General features: G+C 64.4%; 23 protein-coding genes. 14 read left to right on the plus strand and 9 right to left on the minus strand.

From position 1 onward, the window contains the following. The first annotated feature begins 32 nt into the window (after positions 1–32). Positions 33–1,013, plus strand: coding sequence for a Bug family tripartite tricarboxylate transporter substrate binding protein (locus OC450_RS04125; RefSeq protein WP_410050492.1), 981 nt, complete (start codon positions 33–35; stop codon positions 1,011–1,013). 97 nt (positions 1,014–1,110) lie between these two features. Then, entirely contained in the window at positions 1,111–1,830 is a 720-nt protein-coding gene (locus OC450_RS04130; protein WP_262047247.1) for a dienelactone hydrolase family protein, read from the plus strand. A 208-nt stretch (positions 1,831–2,038) separates the two neighbouring features. Here the strand turns inward: OC450_RS04130 and hemE are convergent, their stop codons facing one another. Then, on the minus strand, positions 2,039–3,073 hold the full coding sequence (gene hemE / locus OC450_RS04135) for a uroporphyrinogen decarboxylase (RefSeq protein WP_211387006.1): 1,035 nt from the start codon (positions 3,071–3,073) through the stop codon (positions 2,039–2,041). Positions 3,074–3,182: 109 nt separating this feature from the next. Here hemE and OC450_RS04140 point away from each other — a divergent pair, with 109 nt between their 5' ends. Continuing rightward, positions 3,183–3,398: a hypothetical protein gene (locus tag OC450_RS04140; RefSeq protein ID WP_211387005.1), complete on the plus strand. Its 216-nt coding sequence runs from the start codon at positions 3,183–3,185 to the stop codon at positions 3,396–3,398. A gap of 172 nt (positions 3,399–3,570) precedes the next feature. Further along, positions 3,571–5,475 carry a diguanylate cyclase domain-containing protein gene (locus tag OC450_RS04145; protein ID WP_211387004.1) on the plus strand — a complete coding sequence of 635 codons (1,905 nt, stop codon included), beginning with the start codon at positions 3,571–3,573 and terminating at the stop codon, positions 5,473–5,475. Positions 5,476–5,481: 6 nt separating this feature from the next. Here OC450_RS04145 and OC450_RS04150 read toward each other — a convergent pair whose 3' ends face one another. Next, positions 5,482–5,700, minus strand: coding sequence for a SlyX family protein (locus OC450_RS04150; protein WP_256807873.1), 219 nt, complete (start codon positions 5,698–5,700; stop codon positions 5,482–5,484). Continuing rightward, positions 5,690–6,457, minus strand: coding sequence for a rhodanese-related sulfurtransferase (locus tag OC450_RS04155; RefSeq protein ID WP_262047248.1), 768 nt, complete (start codon positions 6,455–6,457; stop codon positions 5,690–5,692). Before OC450_RS04155 ends, OC450_RS04150 begins: the two co-directional genes overlap by 11 nt. A 196-nt stretch (positions 6,458–6,653) precedes the next feature. On the opposite strand from OC450_RS04155, the gene ggt reads away from it, so the two are divergent. Next, positions 6,654–8,240, plus strand: coding sequence for a gamma-glutamyltransferase (gene ggt / locus OC450_RS04160; protein ID WP_211387001.1), 1,587 nt, complete (start codon positions 6,654–6,656; stop codon positions 8,238–8,240). Positions 8,241–8,311: 71 nt separating this feature from the next. Next, complete coding sequence (locus tag OC450_RS04165) at positions 8,312–8,776, plus strand: FKBP-type peptidyl-prolyl cis-trans isomerase (RefSeq protein ID WP_211387000.1); 465 nt, start codon at positions 8,312–8,314, stop codon at positions 8,774–8,776. A gap of 59 nt (positions 8,777–8,835) precedes the next feature. On the opposite strand, the gene OC450_RS04170 is transcribed toward OC450_RS04165, so the two are convergent. Next, positions 8,836–9,054 (minus strand): CsbD family protein, encoded by a 219-nt coding sequence (locus tag OC450_RS04170; RefSeq protein WP_262047249.1) that lies wholly within the window; start codon positions 9,052–9,054, stop codon positions 8,836–8,838. A 128-nt stretch (positions 9,055–9,182) separates the two neighbouring features. Between OC450_RS04170 and OC450_RS04175 the strand changes: the two genes are divergently transcribed. The 3 genes from OC450_RS04175 (at position 9,183) to OC450_RS04185 (ending at position 10,780) form a co-directional block, all read left to right on the plus strand. Continuing rightward, positions 9,183–9,695: a cupin domain-containing protein gene (locus OC450_RS04175; protein ID WP_007606929.1), complete on the plus strand. Its 513-nt coding sequence runs from the start codon at positions 9,183–9,185 to the stop codon at positions 9,693–9,695. Between the two features lie 126 nt (positions 9,696–9,821). Beyond that, entirely contained in the window at positions 9,822–10,250 is a 429-nt protein-coding gene (locus OC450_RS04180; protein ID WP_211386998.1) for a VOC family protein, read from the plus strand. A 41-nt stretch (positions 10,251–10,291) separates the two neighbouring features. After that, positions 10,292–10,780, plus strand: a complete 489-nt coding sequence (locus OC450_RS04185) for a VOC family protein (protein ID WP_262047250.1) — start codon at positions 10,292–10,294, stop codon at positions 10,778–10,780. 122 nt (positions 10,781–10,902) lie between these two features. Here the strand turns inward: OC450_RS04185 and OC450_RS04190 are convergent, their stop codons facing one another. Both OC450_RS04190 and OC450_RS04195 read right to left on the minus strand, forming a co-directional pair. Continuing rightward, positions 10,903–11,958 carry a hypothetical protein gene (locus OC450_RS04190; RefSeq protein WP_262047251.1) on the minus strand — a complete coding sequence of 352 codons (1,056 nt, stop codon included), beginning with the start codon at positions 11,956–11,958 and terminating at the stop codon, positions 10,903–10,905. Positions 11,959–11,960: 2 nt separating this feature from the next. Beyond that, on the minus strand, positions 11,961–12,662 hold the full coding sequence (locus OC450_RS04195) for a FecR domain-containing protein (RefSeq protein WP_211386995.1): 702 nt from the start codon (positions 12,660–12,662) through the stop codon (positions 11,961–11,963). Between the two features lie 51 nt (positions 12,663–12,713). Between OC450_RS04195 and OC450_RS04200 the strand changes: the two genes are divergently transcribed. Continuing rightward, positions 12,714–14,144: a phospholipid carrier-dependent glycosyltransferase gene (locus OC450_RS04200; RefSeq protein ID WP_211386994.1), complete on the plus strand. Its 1,431-nt coding sequence runs from the start codon at positions 12,714–12,716 to the stop codon at positions 14,142–14,144. 59 nt (positions 14,145–14,203) lie between these two features. Here the strand turns inward: OC450_RS04200 and OC450_RS04205 are convergent, their stop codons facing one another. Next, positions 14,204–14,845: an OmpA family protein gene (locus OC450_RS04205; protein ID WP_262047252.1), complete on the minus strand. Its 642-nt coding sequence runs from the start codon at positions 14,843–14,845 to the stop codon at positions 14,204–14,206. A 525-nt stretch (positions 14,846–15,370) separates the two neighbouring features. On the opposite strand from OC450_RS04205, the gene OC450_RS04210 reads away from it, so the two are divergent. From OC450_RS04210 to OC450_RS04220, 3 genes are all read left to right on the plus strand, one after another. After that, entirely contained in the window at positions 15,371–15,616 is a 246-nt protein-coding gene (locus OC450_RS04210; protein WP_256807879.1) for a hypothetical protein, read from the plus strand. A gap of 120 nt (positions 15,617–15,736) precedes the next feature. Beyond that, positions 15,737–15,991, plus strand: coding sequence for a hypothetical protein (locus OC450_RS04215; protein WP_211386992.1), 255 nt, complete (start codon positions 15,737–15,739; stop codon positions 15,989–15,991). Between the two features lie 117 nt (positions 15,992–16,108). Beyond that, entirely contained in the window at positions 16,109–17,272 is a 1,164-nt protein-coding gene (locus OC450_RS04220) for a winged helix-turn-helix domain-containing protein (RefSeq protein WP_256807880.1), read from the plus strand. On the opposite strand, the gene OC450_RS34375 is transcribed toward OC450_RS04220, so the two are convergent. Next, entirely contained in the window at positions 17,214–17,381 is a 168-nt protein-coding gene (locus tag OC450_RS34375; protein ID WP_410050503.1) for a hypothetical protein, read from the minus strand. The two genes, OC450_RS04220 and OC450_RS34375, sit on opposite strands and share 59 nt — an antisense overlap. Before the next feature lie 29 nt (positions 17,382–17,410). Next, positions 17,411–17,578, minus strand: a complete 168-nt coding sequence (locus OC450_RS34310; protein ID WP_315986372.1) for a hypothetical protein — start codon at positions 17,576–17,578, stop codon at positions 17,411–17,413. A gap of 43 nt (positions 17,579–17,621) precedes the next feature. Here OC450_RS34310 and OC450_RS04230 point away from each other — a divergent pair, with 43 nt between their 5' ends. Beyond that, positions 17,622–18,953: an MFS transporter gene (locus OC450_RS04230; RefSeq protein ID WP_211386990.1), complete on the plus strand. Its 1,332-nt coding sequence runs from the start codon at positions 17,622–17,624 to the stop codon at positions 18,951–18,953. Positions 18,954–19,049 lie beyond the last annotated feature (96 nt).

The following is a 19,049-nucleotide window of genomic DNA, read 5'->3' on the forward strand; positions in this document are numbered from 1 at the left end:
GGCGCCGGTGCAGGTTCGACGGAGCAATGCCTATGACGCCCTCCCGACGTCAATTTCTCCACCTTGCGGTGGGCATGGCTGCGCCACCTCTGCTGTCGGGCTTGGCTCGGGCCGATACTTACCCGTCGCGGCCGGTGCGTATCATGGTCGGCTTCGCCGCGGGCGGTCCAAATGACATCCTTGCGCGTCTGGTCGGGCAATGGTGTGCGGAGCGGCTCGGCCAGCAATTCATCGTCGAGAACCGGCCCGGAGCAGGGAGCAATATCGCCACTGATGCGGTCGTGCGTGCGGCTCCGGACGGCTACACTCTGCTGCTGGTCGGTTCTCCCAACGCGATCAATGCGACGCTTTATGAAAATCTTGATTTCAATTTCCTGCGGGATATTGCGCCGGTCGCGAGTCTGACCCGTGGCGCCCTGGTGATGGTGATACACCCGTCGGTTCCTGCCGATACAATTCCAGAGTTCATCGCCTATGCCAAAGCCAATCCCGGGAGACTCTCCTATGGTTCGGGCGGCGTGGGGGGCATCACCCATATCGCTGCGGAACTGTTCAAACAGGAAGCCGGCGGGCTCGATCTTCAGCATGTGCCCTATCGAGGCGTGGCGCCCGCGATCACGGATCTGCTCGGCGGGCAGGTACAGGTCGTCTTTGTGAACTTGGCGCCATCGATCGGGTACATCCGGAGCGGCAAGCTGCGCGCGCTCGGAATAACGACGGCAGCGCGATCCGAAGCCCTGCCGGCTGTTCCGGCCATCGGCGAAATCGTGCCAGGTTACGAGGCGAGTTCGGTGTTCGGCATCGGGGCGCCGAAAGACACGCCTGCCGAGATCATCGAAAGGCTCAACAACGAGACCAACGCCGCTCTGGCCGATCCCGGGTTCAGGATGCGCCTTCGTAGTCTCGACGCGACGACACTCGGCGGCTCGCCCGGCGATTTCGGCAAGCTAATGGCCGGTGAAACCGAGAAGTGGGCCAAAGTGATCAGCCTCGCGAAGATCCGGCCGGAATAGCGCGGCGACGTCTTGGATAGTCGCGATCTCCGTACCGCGCATCCCCAGCCGGACCAGGCATTGGCCGCCGCACCTCAAACGAAGTGTCGGATTCGACATGCAAGGGAAGTTCAGCAATATTTGCGCGAAAGGCGGCGGCGCGTTCGATTGTTATCTGGTCACGCCCGAGTCTGAAAGGCCGGTTGCTGCCATTGTGCTTGCTTCCGCCATTCATGGCGTGGATGCCGACATGCTCGCAATCGCCGACGAGCTTGCGGCATTCGGCTTCATCGTCGCGGTGCCGGATCTGTTCTGGCGTTCGATTTCCGGCCCACTTTCGCGGAACGACCCGCGCGCGGCTCAGCGCGCGCAGCCGCGCCTTGAGCAAATCAGAGCCGGCGAAGACGACATGACCGACACCTTGAGACACCTCGGCACACTCCCGCAATTCAATGGCCAGGCGGCGGTCATGGGGTTTTGCTACGGAGGTCCGTATGCGATCCTCGGGCCGAAGCGACTTGGCTATGCCGCCGGCATCTGCTGCCACGGATCCCAGATGCTGGACTATCTTCACGAACTTGTCGGGGTTCGCCGGCAAGTCTGTCTCATTTGGGGCGACGAGGACAATCGCGCGCCGTTCGAGGTGCTGGAGGCGTATCGTGATTTAGCGGCGCGCATGGAAAACGTCGAACTGCACATCTTTCCCGGAGTGCGCCATGGTTACATGATGCGGGGAAGCCCGTCGTTCGATCGGGCGACACACAATTTTTCAATAAAGCGCGCCCGTGAGATTCTCGAAGGTTTCGAGCCGGCAGTTTGCAGGGCGGTTGTTCCATGATGGGCTGCCAATGGCTGCGTCCCAACGGCGTCCCGGCATGCCTGCGAAGTCACGATCTGCGATCATGCCATCGTGCGTCTGTTTTGCCCGACGTGTCAAACGCGCGCGGGTGGCGTCCATGCCAGCCCAGACTTTTCAATTATTTGTCTACTGTGCATGGGGTTGTTTTCGCGCTTTTTATGCCCGGCCCCTTGGAGGCCGGGACCGGTCAGCCCCGCACGCGCTTCAGCATCTGCTCGACATGGCCGATCGGCGTCTCCGGCTGGATGCCGTGGCCGAGATTGAAGATGAAGCGGCCCTGCGCAAAATTCGCCAGCACATTGTCGACCGCGCGGTCGAGCGCCGCGCCGCCCGTGATCAGCACCAGTGGATCGAGATTGCCCTGCACGGCGACGCGGCTCTGCACCCGCTCGCGGATGAAGGCCGGCTCGGCAGTCCAGTCGATGCTGACGGCGTTGACGCCGGTCGCCTCGACATAGCCGGGCAATTGGGCGCCGGCGCCGCGGGGAAAGCCGATGATCTTGGCATCCGGCACCTTGGCGCGTACGCCTTCGACGATGCGACGCGTCGGCTCGACCGACCAGCGCGCGAACTCGGCCGGCGGCAACACGCCGGCCCAGGTGTCGAAGATCTGCAAGGCATTCGCGCCCGCATCGAGCTGCGCCAGCAGATATTGAATCGAGTTCTCGACCAGCACGTCGATGATTTTCGCAAACGCCTGCGGATGCCGGTAGGCCATCATCCGCGCCGGTGCCTGGTCCGGCGTGCCCTGGCCGGCGACCATGTAGGTCGCCACTGTCCACGGCGCGCCGCAGAAGCCGATCAGCGCGGTCCCGGGATCGAGCGTGCCGCGCACGATCCGCAGCGCCTCCAATACCGGCGCGAGCTTGCCGAAGTCGGCGCGCGGCGCCAGCGTGGCGACCTTGGCGGGATCATCCAGCGGCTCGAGCCGGGGGCCTTCGCCGACCTCGAAACGCACGGAACGTCCAAGCGCATAGGGGATGACGAGGATGTCGGAGAAGATGATCGCCGCATCGAAGCCGAATCTCCGGATCGGTTGCAGCGTCACCTCGGCGGCAAGTTCCGGGTTGAAGCAGAGATCGAGGAAGCCGCCGGCCTTGGCGCGCACCTCGCGATATTCCGGCAGATAACGGCCGGCCTGCCGCATCATCCACACCGGCGGAATGGCTTGCCGCTGGCCGGAGAGGACGTCGATGAAGGGGCTTGTCGCGGATTGGGGCACGAACGGTCCTGAAGGAGGTTGAGGCTCCTGATACACTGCCGCGGCCCCGAGCGGAACAGGGGAACCAGCGCAATTGGCCCGCGTTGACCAGCCAATGGAGGACGAGACCATGGCTGAGACGTTCAACCCCGCGCCGCATGACAAGCACGCCGACGATCTGCACGAGGCGCTCGTCGCCGATCGTCACGCCAAGCTGGATACCGGGTTGGAAGATACCTTCCCGGCCTCCGATCCCGTGAGCGCAGCCCAGCCGACGCCGTCGAAGGCCGACGCGGATGCCGACAATCCCTCGCTCTGGGACAAGGTTAAGGCCATCTTCAGCTAGCGGCGGGGACGCCGGTTTCCGATAGGGTCGCTAACGCATTGTTAGCGATCCAGCGACGCTGCAGTCCGTAGGAGTACGGGAAAAGCCGCATATCCCTGCGAATGTCGGCGGGCGTTTCAGGGTTCAATAACAGAAGCGGCAGAAGTTCCGAACGATCGGAGATTTCTGCCGGATGAGCGTGGCCACACAGAGAGCCGGATGGAGCCGTCTGCCGCTGCGGGCGGCGGCTTTCGTCGTGCTCACTTGCGCGACCATCCTGGGCGTCAGCGGCTGGCGGGAATGGGCGGCGCGCGACGCGGTGCTCAAGGGCGCCGAGACCGAGATGGCGAACGTTGCGCGCTCGCTGACGCAGCATGCCGAGGACAGCCTCGACCTGCTGGATTCCGGCGTGGTCGGCGTCGTCAGCCGGCTGGAGATGGACGGCACCGAGCCGGCCACGATCGCCAAGCTCAGAAACCTGCTGGAGGCGCGCAAGAAGGCGATGGAGCGCGTCCACAGCCTCGCCATCATCGACGACCACGGCAACTGGCTGACCTCGCCCGGCACGATCGGCTCGACGCTGAGCGACGACGCGTTCTTTCGCTATCACCAGCTCTCGCCGAAGCGGGATCCTCATATCGGCCGTCCCGTGAAGAGCCTGCTCGACGGCGAGTGGATCGTCACCCTGTCGCGCCGTTTCAACAAGCCGGACGGCAGCTTCGGCGGCGTGGTGCTCGCGACCATCAGCTCGAAGTATCTCTCGCATTTCTACGAACAGTTCGAGATCGGCCGCAACAGCTCGGTGGCCCTGATGCACGGCGACGGCCTGATCATCGCGCGCAACCCGAGCAACGAGAAATTCGTCGGTCGCAACGTTGCCGATACGCCGCTGTTCCGCGACGCCGGCCTGCAACGGCCGAGCGGCGCCTATCATTTCAAGTCGCCGCTCGATGGCGCCGAACGCGTCAGCTTCTTCAAGCGCAGCGGCCGTTATCCGCTGGTCCTGCTAGCCACCGTCGACAAGGACGAACTGCTGGCTCCCTGGCGCACTGCGGCGATCTCACGCATGCTCTACGTGCTCGCGCTGGTCATGCTGATCGCAATCATCGGCGCGGTCCTGGTGCGGCAATTGCAGCGGGGCCAGCGCATGGCCGCCGCGCTGGTCGAGAAGGAAGCGCATTTCAGGCTGCTTGCCGAAGGGTCCAGCGACATGGTGACCCGCATCGGGCTCGACGAGCGGCTGCGCTATGTCTCGCCGTCCTCGGTTCGCGTCGTCGGCTGGCGGGCCAATCAACTGATCGGCACGCTCGCGCTCGCCGGCATTCATGAAGACGATCGGCCGCAGGTCCAGGCCCTTGTCGATGCCATGAAGCGCGGCGACACGGAGGAGGCGCGCGTCACCTATCGCAACGTGCACCGGCAGAATTCCGAAGTCTGGCTCGAATCGACCATGCGGGTGACCCGCAAGGAGAATGGCCGCGTCGACGGCGTGGTCGCGATCTCGCGCGACATCACCGAGCAGAAGAAGCTGGAGACCCGGCTCGAAACGCTCGCAATCGAGGACAGTCTCACCGGGCTCGCCAATCGCCGTCGCTTCGACGAACGACTGGAGGAAGAGTGGGCGCGCGCCTATCGCGACCGCTCCAGCCTCTCTTTGCTGATGATCGACGTCGATCACTTCAAGTCCTACAACGACGAATATGGCCACCCCGCGGGCGATGCCTGCCTCCGGCAGGTGGCGCAGATCATCGCGGCCGAGGCGCACCGCCCCGGCGATCTGGCGGCACGCTACGGCGGCGAGGAATTCGCCATGCTGCTGCCGAGCACGGACGCCGCGGGCTGCGCGCGCATCGGCGACCGGATTCGACGGGCGATCCGCGATGCGGGCCTCGTCCACACCAGCAACCGGGCGTCACGCTGCGTCACGGCTTCGCTCGGCGGAGCGACCTGCCGGCCGGCGCTGGAGCGCACGGCCGGCGTGGTCTCGCTCGTCGAGGCCGCCGACCAGGCGCTCTACGCCGCCAAGGAGGCCGGCCGCAACCGGCTGATGATGTCGGGCGAGGTGACCAGCCTGCTGCCCAGGGCGTCGGGTCAGTAGCGCCGCTCAATAATGTGGCGGGCGCTCATTGGCGGCTCCCGGCGCATTCGCCTCGGCCTCCTGCAGCCGTTGGCCGATCTCCGCGATCCTGCGCGTCAGGGCGTCGATCTGCTTCCACTGCGCGGTGATGGTCTGGTTCAGTGTCTCGATCGTGTCGTCCTGATAGGCGAGGCGCGCTTCCAGCGCGTCGACGCGCTCGCCGAGAGCCTTGATCTCATTCGTCACGTGGCGTGTCCTTGTCCCGTTCCCGCAAGCCGGTTTCTCGCAAACCATGGCCGAGCGCGACGCGCTCGTCGAACACGAAGCATTCGCCGCGCCAGCGGCTCTGCGCCTCCGGCACCTCTTCGAGATATTTGAGGATGCCGCCCTTGAGGTGAAAGACCTCGGCAAAGCCGCGCGCGAGCAGATGTGCGCTGGCCTTCTCGCAGCGGATGCCGCCGGTGCAGAACATAGCGATCCTGCGATGCTTTGCCGGATCGAGCTTGACCGCGGCAAAATCCTTGAACTGGCCAAAGCTCTTGATATCAGGATCGACGGCGCCGTCGAACGTGCCCATCGCCACTTCGAAGGCGTTGCGGGTGTCGAGCAGCAGCGTGTCGGGCGCCGCGATCAGCGCATTCCAGTCGGCCGCATCGACATAGGTGCCGACCTGTCGGGTCGGATCGGCGGCTTCGTCGCCGAGCGTGACGATCTCTTTCTTGAGCCGCACCTTGAGCCGGCCGAACGGCATGGTCTCGGCGGTCGAGAACTTCAATTCGAGATGGTCCAGCCTGCCGCCGAACATGGCCCCGTGCGCGAGCTCGTGGGCGAGAGCGTCGATCGACTCCGGTGCGCCCGCGACCGTGCCGTTGATGCCCTCCCGCGCGAGCAGCACGCTGCCCTTCAGCCTCAGGCCGGCGCAGAATGCGCGCAGCGGCTCGCGCAGCTCGCGGTAATCGGGCAGGGCGGCGAATTGGTAGAAGGCGGCGACCTTGTGGATCATGGCGGCTCGTTTAGCAGGCGGCCGGCGCCCGGAAAACCCGCTCGGCGCCGGGCTGCAAAAAGTCTATACGCCCAGCGGATGGCAGCCATTTCCCTGGTATGCCAGCATTGCCCCGGCGGGCCGGAATGTGTCATGTAGGCCCGGTTTTTCCACCATCCGCGCCAACGGACCAGAGCCTAACGAGAGCAAGAATTCGATGAGAAATTTCCATTTTCCCGGCAGGTCCACGGTCCACGCCACCAACGCGATGGTGGCGACCTCGCATCCGCAGGCCTCGCTGGCCGCGATCGAGGTGCTGCGCGAGGGCGGCACGGCGGTGGACGCGGCTGTCGCGGGCTCGGCGATCCTCGGCGTGATCGAGCCGCAATCGACCGGCATCGGCGGCGATTGCTTCGCGCTGATCCAGCCGCGCGGCGAGGGCAAGATCATCGCCTATAACGGCTCCGGCCGGGCGCCGAAGGCGGCGAATGCCGACTGGTATCTCGAGCGCAAGATCAATTCCGTGCCGCTGACCTCGGCCCATGCGGTCTCGATCCCCGGCGTGATCGACGCCTTCGCGACCGTCCTGCGCGACCACGGCAAGTTCGGCTTCGACCGGCTGCTGCAGCCCGCGATCAAGGCGGCCGAGGAAGGTTACGTCGTCGCCCCGCGCATCGCCTTCGACTGGAAGAACCAGTTCGGGAAGCTGAAGGGTGGCACCAACACCGAGCGCTATTTGCTGCCGCATGGCAAGCCGCCCGTGGCCGGCGACATCATCCGTCAGGCCGAGCTCGGCAAGACGCTGCGTGCGATTGCCAAGGACGGCCGCGACGCCTTCTACAAGGGTCCGATCGCGGAAGACATGGTCGAGACCCTGCGCGGCATCGGCGGCCTGCACACGCTCGACGATTTCGCCGCGCACACCACCGAGACGACGACGCCGATCGGCACCATGTACAAGGGCTACGACGTCTGGCAGTGCCCGCCGAACGGCCCGGGCGTCACCGCGCTCTTGATGCTCAACATCCTGTCGCGGTTCGACCTGACGAAGTTCGCCCCGCTCAGCGTCGAGCGCTTCCATCTCGAAGCCGAAGCTGCGCGCATCGCCTACATGAACCGCGAGATGCATGTCGCTTCTCCCGACCACATGAAGATCAACGTCGCCGAGATGCTCGAAAAGGGCTTTGCCGACGAGTACATTAGCAAGATCCGTCTGGACGGCATGCTCGACCTGCCTGACGTTGCGCCGCCGATGAATCCCTCGACCATCTACATCACGGTCGTGGACAAGGACCGCAACGTCTGCTCGTTCATCAATTCGATCGCGCATTCCTTCGGCTCGGCGATCGTCTCCAACAAGACCGGCGTGCTGCTCCAGAACCGCGCCGGTGGCTTCCGCATCCAGCCCGGCCATCCGAACTGCATCGAGGGCGGCAAGCGTCCGCTGCATACGATCATGCCGAGCCTCCTCACCAAGGGCGGCCGGTCCGTGATGCCGTTCGCCGTGATGGGCGGACAGTATCAGCCGGTCGGCCAGACCCACGTCGTGACCAACATTCTCGACTATGGCTGCGACGTCCAGGAGGCGATCGACATGCCGCGCGGCCTGCACTACGAGGGTCAATACCAGCTCGAGGACAGCGTGCCGGCTGACATCGTCGAAGGTCTGAAGAAGCTCGGCCACAAGACCACCAGCGTGGTCGGCCCGCTCGGCGGCGCCCAGGCGATCTGGATCGACTGGGACAAGGGGACGCTGACCGGCGGTTCCGATCCGCGAAAGGACGGCTGCGCGCTGGGCTATTGATCGAGGCCTGAGGGCTGGAAACCAGACCCTCGTTGCGCTAGACACCTCCCGCCTCAAACGGAAGGTGTCTAATGCAGCGTTCCCAGCGCGTGCTCCTCGCCATCATGTCGGCACTCGCGATCACGATGATTGCCAGCGTGTCCGATTTCGCTTCCACCACGGCCTCGGCCCAGACCGCAGGAAAGACCATGACAACAGCTTCAGGCTTGCAGATCACCGACAGCGTTGCCGGCACCGGCGCCTCGCCCAAGCCCGGCCAGATCTGCGTGATGCATTATACCGGCTGGCTCTATGAGAACGGCCAGAAGGGCAAGAAATTCGACTCGTCGGTCGACCGCAATGAGCCGTTCGAATTCCCGATCGGCAAGGGCCGCGTCATCGCCGGCTGGGACGAGGGCGTTGCCTCGATGAAGGTCGGCGGCAAGCGCACGCTGATCATTCCGCCGCAACTCGGCTATGGCGCGCGCGGCGCCGGCGGCGTGATCCCGCCGAACGCGACCTTGATGTTCGACGTCGAATTGCTCGCGGTGAAATAGCCCAGCAAACAAAAAGACCGGCCTTTCGGCCGGTCTTTCCGTTTTCAGTGCGAGGTCCGTCAATCGGCCGCGCGCTTCGCCGCCCCGGCGGCGCGATCAATCGCTTCCTTCGCGGCGTCCTTGGCATCGCCCATGGCCTTCTGACCCTTGCCCTTCACTTCCTGGACCACGCCTTCGCCCTGCAGACGCTCGGAACCGGTGGCTTCGCCGATACCCTGCTTGGCCTTGCCGATGGCCTCGTTGGCGCTGCCCTTGATCTTGTCGCTGGTGCTACCCATGAAACTCTCCTTCCAGTTTGCTCGCGGGGACAACCCCTGAGGGCTACGAGAGTTCCGATTTTGGCTATGGCTTGATAGGCCCGCTTTGGTTAGCTTCGCCCGCACGGAACCAACAGAAAGCAAGTCCCATGACCGGCCATGATCATTCGCATTCCCACCATGACCACGATCACGACGATCGCTGGAAGCATGACGGCGTGCGCGTCATTCCCGGCAACCAGCTCGATACGAACGTGCCGTCGACGGCAGGCATGGACCGCGCGGCCGCGATCAATTTCGCGCGCGTCGGCGCGCAGAAATTGTGGGCGGGCACGGTCAGCATCAAGCCCGACGCCAAGACCGGGGCGCATCACCACGGCCATCTCGAAAGCGTGATCTACGTGGTGAAGGGCAAGGCGCGGATGCGCTGGGGCGAGAGCCTGCAATTCACCGCGGAGGCCGGCCCCGGCGATTTCATTTTCGTGCCGCCCTACGTGCCGCATCAGGAGATCAACGCCAGCCCGGACGAGGTGCTGGAATGCGTCCTGGTGCGCAGCGACGGCGAGGCGGTTGCGATCAATCTCGACATCGAGCCGGTCGAGAAGCCCGAGACCGTGCTGTGGGTCGATCCCATTCACCGGGATCCGAACGAGAAGAAGTAGGCCCTGAGATCGCGCAAGGTTCGGTGCGACGGAACCCCGCAGTTCACGGTCCAAAAAATATTCGGAAGCTGTGTCGGGTGGCCGCAGGGCCATCCGTCCTTGGGCAGAACCCCCAAGGAGCTTCCGATGCCCAGGATGATCTTCGTCAATTTGCCAGTGACTGACCTCAAGCGCGCGACGGCCTTTTACGAGGCGATCGGCGCGGTCAGGAATCCCCAATTCAGCGACGATACGGCCAGCTGCATGGTCTTCTCCGAGACCATTTTCGCCATGCTGACGACCCACGACAAATTCCGCCAGTTCACGCCGAAGCCGATCGCTGATGCCAAGATCTCGAACCAGGCGCTGTTCTGCCTGTCCGCGGACAGCCGCGACGAGGTCGACGACATCGTCGGCAGGGCGCAAGCCGCGGGCGGGGTGGCCGATCCCAGCCCGAAGGACGAATTCAGCTTCATGTACGGCCGCAGCTTCGAAGATCCGGACGGCCATATGTGGGGTGTGAACTGGCTGGACATGGCAGCCTTCGCCGCGCAGCCCGAGAGGGCGAACGCCTGATCGAAGCCCGCGAACATCGCAACTGAAGTGGAGCATTCAAGATGTCAAAGGTCGTGCCCTGCATGTGGTTCAACGGCGATGCCGAGGACGCCGCGAAATTCTACGTGTCGCTCGTTCCGAACTCGGAGATCACGCACGTTCAGCGCAACGTTTCGGACGGCCCGTCCGGCAAGACAGGCTCCGTGCTCGTCGTCGAGTTCACGGTGGCCGGGCAGCCCCTGGTCGCCCTCAACGGCGGCATGAAGATGGAGTACACCCACGCGATCTCGCTGATGATCCATTGCGACGATCAGGCCCAGGTCGACAGCGTCTGGAATGCCTTCCTGTCCCATGGCGGCAAGGAAGAGCAGTGCGGCTGGCTCAGGGATCGCTGGGGCGTGGCCTGGCAGGTGGTGCCGAAGGTGATGTTCGAGTTCCTGTCGAGTCCCGACAGGGCGGCTGCCGCACGCGCGATGCAGGCCATGATGAAGATGGTGAAGCTCGACGTGGATGTCCTGCGCCGCGCGTTCGAGGGCAAGTCGGCGGCCTAGCGTCAGCACAGGTGCTGTAGGGTGGACAAAGGCGCGTCCGCGCCGTGCCCACCATCAGTCCACGATTGCGAGAGTTGGTGGGCACGCTTCGTTTGCCCACCCTGCGGAGACTGTGCTCGCCGCTAGTAATTGATGCGCAGCCCCACGCCGCCGTGGATCGTGTTGCCGACCGGCTGCGGGCCGAGCGTGCCGTTGGCGAAGAGATCCACGATCCAGCCCTTTTGCACGCGGAAACCGAGCCGGCCGCCATATTCGAACCAGCCCTGATTGCCCATGGTCGGAACCACCGTGCCGTCGCCAGTCACGGTGGCGACGATGCCGCTGTGGCCGGCGAACGACTGCACCCAGCCGCCATTGATGTTGGCCTCGACGTTGCCGCCGAAGAGATGCGTCCACTGCCCGCCGATCTTGACCAGACTGGTGCGGTCGGTGCCGGTCGCGATGCTGGCATCGAACGGATTGAACGCCACCACGCTGTCGGCATAGCCGGAGACGCGCTGCCAGAGTTGCCAGATCTCGATCGAGGCGGCGACCTCGTCGCGCGGCGACACACGGCTCATCCAGCCGGCGCGGCCGTAGACGGCGTAATTCGCGGCGTTGGTCGAGCTCGTGACGCTCACCGGGCCGAGGCTGGTGTTGTAGCTGCGGGTGTAGCGGGCCTTCTCCCACGGCGTCAGGATCGTGCCGATGTCGAAGAACGGGCGCGACGAGCCCCAGTCGGTGAAGTCGTAGCGCAGCGCGAACGCGCCGATCGGCGCGCTGGTGATGTTGTAGCCGCCCTCGCTGTACTGCGTGTAGGCGATGCCGGCGAGCAGCGACAGATTTTTGGTGAGCTCCTTGCGGCCATGGATGCCGGCCGAGAACGAGCCGGCCGAGCCGAATGCGCTGATGCAGTCGCTGCAATTGACCTGCTCGTTGACGCCGAGCAGCACCGTGCCGAGCACCCGGTTGGTGATCATCTGGTTGAAGCGCTGGTCGGCGAGGCCGCCGATCGAGCTGCCGCTGGAATCGGCGCCGGTCGGCGTCGGGCTCGGGGTCGGCGAGGGGGATGGCGATGGACTGGGGCTCGGCGTCGGTGACTGGGCGCATGCTGGTGCAACGGCCATCGTGAGCGTGATGGCGCAGATCGCAGCGAGCAGAGCAGCACGAAGCAAGTGTCGGACGCGGACTATCGCCATCATCACCGTCCGCACAGCATGCCGTCGTCGTGGACGGCGGGCGTGATGGTTGGCGAGGCGTCGGCATATTGGTTGACCGCGCACAGCCCGGCGTTCGCGGCGCAGGTTGCGGCGAAGGTCCAGGGCGGCGTATTGGCCTTGGTGATGCTGACCTTGCCGCCGGTGGACGTGATGATCGCGGTGTCGCCGGGCTGGGTGAGCTGCACGCACTGGAAGTTCAGCGTGCAGACGCTGGCGGCGCCATCCTGCAGCACGACGACGGAGCGCCCGCGCTGGGACAGGATGTCGAGCGTGGTGCCGCGCACGCCGATGGTCGCGAGCGGCGTCGTGATCTTGTAGGCGGTCTTTTCCGAATGTCCCGTAACGAACCGGAATGTGCCCGTCGTCATGCGGATCGCGACGTCGCGATAGCTGTGCTCGTCGTTGAAAACGGTGCGGTCGAGCTTGAGCGTGGCGCCAGGCCCGAGCGACAGATTGGTGCTGTCGGCCATGACGAAGCGCGCGGCGCTTTCGGCGCCGGTGCGCACGGTCTCGTCGCGCAGCATGCTGTCGCCGACATTGATAGGCGTGGTGGTCGCGGCCACGCGCACCACCTCGTTCTGGATCACGACGGCTTCACCGACGCGCGTCTGCGCCTGCGCGCAAGGCGCTGCGCACAAGGCGACCGACGACAGCATGGAGAAAAGCCAGAAACGCAAATTCATTTCGCAACCGATCGATGTGTCCCTGATCGTACCGGATCGCGCGCGCTTCTGATGTGGCGAAATTATCACAAGCGGCGCGAGACGTGCGTTATGCTTAGTGACAGTTGCGGCGGAATGCGTTCAATGAAAAGAGCCAGACTTGTTTTTCTCCGCGGTGAAGCAGATTTGCCACGCAAAACGTCCCTACAGCTGCCGCTTGAATTGCCTGCGGTTCCGAAAGTGTCGCGGAGCGCAGTGATCGCTGTCGTGATTTTCCTGGTTGCGCATCTTGCGCTGCTGATCGGTCTCGCGACGCCCGAGAAGTTCGTCTTCGACGAGGTGCATTACGTGCCCGCCGCGCGGCAGATGCTGGCGCCGGCGATGTCGCAACCGATGCTCAATCCGATGCATCCGCCGCTCGCCAAGGAATTGATCGCGGTATCGATCGCGGCCTTTGGCGATAACGCGTTCGGCTGGCGCTATCCGGCGACATTGTTCGGCGCGCTCGCCATCGTCGCGATTTATCTGTGCGGCCTTGCGTTGTTCTCCGCGCAAGGGCCCGCGATCGCCGCCGCACTGATCGCGGCGGTCGACCAGATGCTCTACGTGCAGGCACGCATCGCGATGCTCGACATTTTTGCGCTGGGCCTCGGCCTGCTTGCGATTGCCGCCTTCATGCACGGTTTTCGCAAGCACCGCCCGCATGCGTTATTCGCGCTGGCGGGCAGCCTGTTCGGCTGTGCCGCGGCCTGCAAATGGAGCGGCTTGTTTCCGCTTGGAATCTGCATCGTCATCGTCGCGGCGATCCGCCTGTTGCAGGGCTGGCGCACGTCGTTTGCGGATGCGAGGCCGGGCGATTGGTATCGGCCGGATCTCTGGCCCGATTTCCGGGCGCCCCATGTCGTGCTCTGCTTCGCCGTCCTGCCGGCGATGACATATCTTGCCGCCTTCGTGCCGCTCTACGGCGTGTCGCTGCCGGACCTGATCGAGGCGCAGCGACGCATCTTCGCCGACAACACCACCACCGCGATCGCCGGCCACACCTATATGAGCGCGTGGCCATCCTGGCCGTTGCTCGCGCGCCCGGTGTGGTTCCTGTTCGACAAGATTGCGGAGGACAATGTCTCGGCGATCGTCTTGCTCGGCAATCCCCTGGTACTGTGGGCGGCGCTGCCCGCGCTCGTTCTCGTGCTGCGCGATTTCGTCGTGACCCGCCGCTGGGACGCGTTCCTGATCGCGGCGTTCTATTTCGGTTCCTGGCTCGCCTGGGCGTTGCTGCCGCGCGCGCTCAGCTTCATCTACTACTATCTGCCCGCTGCGACACTGGCGTCGCTCGCGCTCGTCTACGTGCTACGAAGAGACGGTCTGCCGCGCTGGCTGCTGTGGGTCTACGTCGGCATCGCCGCGATCGGCTTTGCGGTCATGCTGCCGATCTCGGCGGCCTTTATCGGCACGTCGATGCAGATGTTCAATCGGCTGATGCTGTTCCAGAGCTGGATATGAGTTCGCCGCCTGCCACGGTCATGGCAGGCGGCGTGTTTCGTGGGCCGATCGCTCGTGGATCACTTCGACGCGGTCTTGGTGTCCATGTTCACGACCTGGACGCGGCGATTGATCGGATCGGCGCCGTTCGCGGTGTCCTTCAGCTTGGTCTTGCCGTAGCCGACGGTGACGAGATCGGTGCCGGTGAGGCCGTAGTTCTGGACCAGGTACTTCTTGATGGTGTCGGCGCGACGTTCCGAGAGGCCCTGATTATACTCTTCGGTGCCGACTGCATCGGTGTGGCCGGCGACCACGAAGGTCGAGCCCTTGAGCGACGGGTCGGACAGCGCCTTTCCGAGCGCCTGCACCGACGAAACCGAGGTCTTGGCGATGTCAGCCGAGTTGTAGTCGAACTGGATTTCCAGATCGATCTTCGGCTTGGTCGCCGCAAGCTCGGCGATCTGCTCGCGCTCGCCCATCGAGAGCGATCGGGTCGATCGGTTGCGCACGGTGTTCAGGAACGTCGATTCCTTTGCCTGCACCGCCGGATCGGCCTGCGGACCGGCGGACAGGCCGCGGGTCGCCGGTTTCGGCTTCAGCGCATCCAGGATCTGGTTCGTGGAGACGTTGTTGTCGCCGGCCAGGGCCAAGCCCGCCGTCATCGACAGCACTGCCGAGAGGGTAATCGCCTTCAGTCCAAAAAACTTAATAAAACGGGTCATTGTCGTATCCTCGCTGTTACGCCTGATGTCGATTTGATGCTGCGAGCATAGGGCAGGTTCAAATGGCCTGGTGTGATCCTTGTCACGGTGGAAAACGAAGGCGTCCGGGGCCATCCTGGTGCATTTGGTGGGTTTCGGGTTCATGACGGGCCATTCTGCGGGGCGCTGCAAGGGTGAACGCGATCGCGCCGGGAATCGCGCCAAGAGAAGTTCGTCGTATCCATGCCGGCGCGGGTTCGAGCCGCTTCAGGGCTGGCGTGATCGAGATCACTGAGGATCGCGGCGCGTGGTGCCGCCCGGACTGCCAAGCCCGGTTCACATGCGGAAACCCGTGCTCACCGATCGTCGCAAAGCCGTCGCGTCATGGCCTGTCTGCGAACAATTTTTCGGCCAGATGCACGCCTAGCAGGTCGCTGTATCGGACAAGCGCAAATGAGGGGAGCCGAGTTCCATCCAGTGCCGAGGCCAGGTGATTACCAGTTCTACCGCAGCGGCCCGCCGGATCGGACAGTGTTCCTGAGCTCAATGCCCATCTATATCGGCGCAGCCATGATCGCGGTGGCGATCCTGCTGTCGACCCTGGTCACGGGGCTGACCTCCCGCTATGTCGGCCTTGAAGGGCCGACCGAGGAGAACATGTGGCTGGTCGACCGCCTGACCGGCAACGTCTTTCGCTGCCAGGCAGAGGGGCGGGGCAGGGCCTCGTGCGAACCGGACGTCGCGACAGGCAGCGTCGGCGACCGGTCCCAGGCGCCGAAGGATGGTCGCTGACATCCTCCGCCTTCGCACCGCAGCAAGAAAATCATCTTCTCCACGAAACGTCTCCGCCGGGGAATACGTAATTGCGAGGCCGGCATGACGCCGGTTTCGTCTTACGGAGGAGACTTTTCCATGAAGATCTTGCTCACGGCCGCAGCCTTTGTCGCGTTCACCCTTTCACTGTCCCCCGCGTCCGCCGCGATGATGGCGTGCACCAAGGACAACATGATGAAGTCCGCCGCCATGATGGGTGGCACCCCCGACACGCCGGCCAAGATGGCGGCGAACAAGGAAATGGCCATGGCCAACATGGACATGAGCAATGGCAAGATGAAGGGCGCCTGCATGCACTACATGAAGTCGCAGAAGGCGATGATGATGAAGTAGGCGCGAAGCGCGCACCATCCGGCCGCGCTGTCAGCAGACGGCAGCGCGGTTTTTCCTGGGGCGCCGCTGCGGCGTCTGCTTTTCCCGGGCGCGAATCCCGCTACATTGCTCCTTGCAATGTCACGCGCGCCCAAACCGCTCCCGCTCACCACGACACAGGCCCGGCAGATCTGGCTGCACGCCCAGCGGCTGGATGAACGCGCGCCGTTCGGCGAAGGGGCGCGCGCGGTCGCGGATGCGGTCGCCCATCTCGGCTATGTGCAGATCGACACCATCAATGTCATCGAGCGCAGCCACCACCACATCCTGTTCAGCCGCATCCCGTCCTACCGCCGTGCCGATTTGCGCCACGCCCAGAGCGTCGACAGAAGCGTCTTTGAATATTGGACCCATGCGCTGTCCTACGTGCCGGCCGGCGATTTCCGCTTCTTCCTGCCGGCGATGCGCGAGCACCGCCGCGAAGGGCACAAATGGTTCGCCTCGGTGAAGCCGGCCGACATGCGCAAGGTGATGCGGCTGGTGCGCGCCGGCCCGCTGACGATCCGCGACATCGAGGACGACGTGCTCACCGAGAAGGAGCATCTCTGGCAGAGCCGAAAGCCCTCGAAGCGCGCATTGCAGCTCGCCTTCTACACCGGTGCCGTGACCATCAGCGAGCGCCAGGGCATGCTCAAGACCTATGAGCTGATGACGCGACATTTCGGCTGGGACGAGCTGCCGAAGCCGGCCTCGACCAGGGACATTACGGCCTATCTGCTCGACCGCGCGCTGCGTTCGCAGGGCGTGGTGAGCCTCGATTCGGTCTGCCATCTCGACGCGCCGCGCAAGAAGGCGGTGGCCGGCCTGATCGCCGCGCGCGTCCGCCGCGGCGAGCTCGTGCCTGTCGCCATCGACGGCGCCGGCAAGCAGGAGCATTGGGCACAGCCGGCCGCGCTGGAGCCGGGCGAGCGCGCGTCGCCCGATCTCGTCCACATCCTGTCGCCGTTCGATCCGCTGATCATCCAGCGCAAGCGCACCAACCTCATTTTCGGCTACAATCATTTGTTCGAGGCCTATGTGCCGAAAGCCAAGCGCAAGCTCGGCTATTTCGCGCTCCCCGTGCTGGTCGGCGACGAGATCGTCGCCGCGCTGGACCTCAAGACCGACCGGCAGGCGAAAAAGCTGTTGATGCAGAAATGGACCTGGGTCGGGCAGGGCAAGAAGACCGCGGGGCGCAAGGAGCTCAAGCGCGGGATCGAGGAAGAGCTCGACCGCTTCGAACGGTTTCAGCTGGGGGAGTGAAGGCGGGCCGCCAAGGAAATTCGACCACGACCGCGATCGTTGCGGCGATGGCTGCGACCTGCGCCCGTGACATCCGCGGCAGTAAAACCACGACCAGCAGAAACATCATGGTCGCCCACAGCAGCGAGCCGCCGTACTTCACCACGAAAGGCCGAGCGGAAAGCACCAGCGCAACGACAATCCGCGGGCGATCACGACCAGCGCCAGAGTGGCGCGGATGAGCGATGTCCGAAGCGGCGCAATCGCTTTGACCGGTTGCGCCTCGTGCATTGCTTGCTCCATTGACTCTTTCGCGGTGATGCTCAAAACCCCGGATCAGCCCATAAAAGCAACAACCCTGGGGGAAGCCATGAGCCAGACCACGACCTATGCCGGTTCCGCCGGCGCAGCCAAGTCGGAAGTCGAGACCTCGACCATTCGCGCCATCTCCTGGCGCCTGATTCCGTTTCTGGTGCTGGCCTACTTCTTCTCCTATCTCGACCGCGTCAATCTCGGCTTCGCCGCGCTGACCATGAATGCCGAGCTGAAGTTCACGCCGCTGATCTTCTCCTGGGGCGCCGGCATCTTCTTCATCGGCTATTTCATCTTCGAGGTGCCGAGCAATCTGGCGCTGGAGAAGTTCGGCGCCAGCCGCTGGATCGCCCGCATCATGGTGACCTGGGGCATCATCTCGGCGCTGATGGCGATGGTGAGCGGCGTCACGAGCTTCTACGTCCTGCGCTTCCTGCTCGGCGTCGCCGAAGCCGGCTTTTTCCCCGGCATCATCCTCTATCTGACCTATTGGTATCCGGCCGAATATCGCGCCCGCTTCCTTGCGGCCTTCGCCATCGCCGTACCGGTCTCCACCGTGATCGGCGCGCCGGTCTCGGGCCTGCTGCTCGGGCTCGACGGCGCGATGGGCCTGAAGGGCTGGCAGTGGCTCTTCATCATCGAGGGCATTCCCTCGTTGCTGCTCGGCATCGTCACCTGGTTCTATCTCACCGACAGGCCCGAGAAGGCGGACTGGCTCTCGGCCGAGCAGAAGGGGTGGCTCAAGACGAAGCTCGATTCCGAGATCGCGGCCAAGCAGGCGGTGAAGCATTTGTCGCTCGGCGAGGCACTCTCCTCACCGAAGGTGATCATGTTGAGCCTGGTCTATTTCGGCTTCGTCGGCGCGCTCTACGGCATGCAGTTCTGGCTGCCGCAGATCGTCAAGGCGTTCGGCCTCACCAACGCCCAGACCGGGTTCGTCACAGCGATCCCGTATCTGTTCGGCACCATTGCGATGATCCTGTGGGCGCGGCATTCCGATGCCACGCGCGAGCGCGTGATGCATGTCGGTGCGCCGCTGCTGCTCACCGCCGTCGCGCTCGGCGTCTCCAGCTACCTCACCGATCCCACCATGACGATGATCGTGCTCACGGTCGCCGCGATCGGCGTGTTCTGCTGCTTCGGTGTGTTCTGGACCCTGCCGACCGCGTGGCTCTCCGGGACGGCCGCCGCCGGCGCCATCGCCCTGATCAACTCGATCGGCAACCTCGCCGGCTTCGGTGGGCCCTATCTGATCGGCTGGGTCAAGGAAGCCACCGGCCAGACCTCGACCGGACTCTTGGTGCTTGCGGTGCTGCCCCTGATCGCCGGCATCCTGGTCTTCATCGGCGGCCACGACAGCAAGCACGAGTTCGCCGGACAGGGGCGGTAACCATTTCGCCTGCGTAGCACGGATGGAGCGAAGCGAAATCCGGCATCCCTCGAGCTTCAGCAGCAGCACAAGGCTCCCTAATCCTTACCACCCCTT

This window comes from Bradyrhizobium sp. Bra78, assembly GCF_024519855.1.
Taxonomy (GTDB): domain Bacteria; phylum Pseudomonadota; class Alphaproteobacteria; order Rhizobiales; family Xanthobacteraceae; genus Bradyrhizobium; species Bradyrhizobium japonicum_G.

Bases quoted from the DNA above. Each gene is read 5' to 3' on its own strand.
- OC450_RS04195 (WP_211386995.1), bottom strand. From the start codon at position 12,662: ATGAATTTGCGTTTCTGGCTTTTCTCCATGCTGTCGTCGGTCGCCTTG.
- OC450_RS04230 (WP_211386990.1), top strand. From the start codon at position 17,622: ATGAGCCAGACCACGACCTATGCCGGTTCCGCCGGCGCAGCCAAGTCG.
- OC450_RS04140 (WP_211387005.1), top strand. From the start codon at position 3,183: ATGGCTGAGACGTTCAACCCCGCGCCGCATGACAAGCACGCCGACGAT.
- OC450_RS04205 (WP_262047252.1), bottom strand. From the start codon at position 14,845: ATGACCCGTTTTATTAAGTTTTTTGGACTGAAGGCGATTACCCTCTCG.
- OC450_RS04170 (WP_262047249.1), bottom strand. From the start codon at position 9,054: ATGGGTAGCACCAGCGACAAGATCAAGGGCAGCGCCAACGAGGCCATC.
- ggt (WP_211387001.1), top strand. From the start codon at position 6,654: ATGAGAAATTTCCATTTTCCCGGCAGGTCCACGGTCCACGCCACCAAC.
- OC450_RS04200 (WP_211386994.1), top strand. From the start codon at position 12,714: ATGTGGCGAAATTATCACAAGCGGCGCGAGACGTGCGTTATGCTTAGT.
- OC450_RS04220 (WP_256807880.1), top strand. From the start codon at position 16,109: ATGTCACGCGCGCCCAAACCGCTCCCGCTCACCACGACACAGGCCCGG.
- OC450_RS04180 (WP_211386998.1), top strand. From the start codon at position 9,822: ATGCCCAGGATGATCTTCGTCAATTTGCCAGTGACTGACCTCAAGCGC.
- OC450_RS04165 (WP_211387000.1), top strand. From the start codon at position 8,312: ATGCAGCGTTCCCAGCGCGTGCTCCTCGCCATCATGTCGGCACTCGCG.
- OC450_RS34375 (WP_410050503.1), bottom strand. From the start codon at position 17,381: ATGATGTTTCTGCTGGTCGTGGTTTTACTGCCGCGGATGTCACGGGCG.
- OC450_RS04185 (WP_262047250.1), top strand. From the start codon at position 10,292: ATGTCAAAGGTCGTGCCCTGCATGTGGTTCAACGGCGATGCCGAGGAC.
- OC450_RS04215 (WP_211386992.1), top strand. From the start codon at position 15,737: ATGAAGATCTTGCTCACGGCCGCAGCCTTTGTCGCGTTCACCCTTTCA.
- OC450_RS04130 (WP_262047247.1), top strand. From the start codon at position 1,111: ATGCAAGGGAAGTTCAGCAATATTTGCGCGAAAGGCGGCGGCGCGTTC.
- OC450_RS04145 (WP_211387004.1), top strand. From the start codon at position 3,571: ATGAGCGTGGCCACACAGAGAGCCGGATGGAGCCGTCTGCCGCTGCGG.
- OC450_RS04190 (WP_262047251.1), bottom strand. From the start codon at position 11,958: ATGGCGATAGTCCGCGTCCGACACTTGCTTCGTGCTGCTCTGCTCGCT.
- OC450_RS04125 (WP_410050492.1), top strand. From the start codon at position 33: ATGACGCCCTCCCGACGTCAATTTCTCCACCTTGCGGTGGGCATGGCT.
- OC450_RS04175 (WP_007606929.1), top strand. From the start codon at position 9,183: ATGACCGGCCATGATCATTCGCATTCCCACCATGACCACGATCACGAC.
- OC450_RS04155 (WP_262047248.1), bottom strand. From the start codon at position 6,457: ATGATCCACAAGGTCGCCGCCTTCTACCAATTCGCCGCCCTGCCCGAT.
- OC450_RS04210 (WP_256807879.1), top strand. From the start codon at position 15,371: ATGCCCATCTATATCGGCGCAGCCATGATCGCGGTGGCGATCCTGCTG.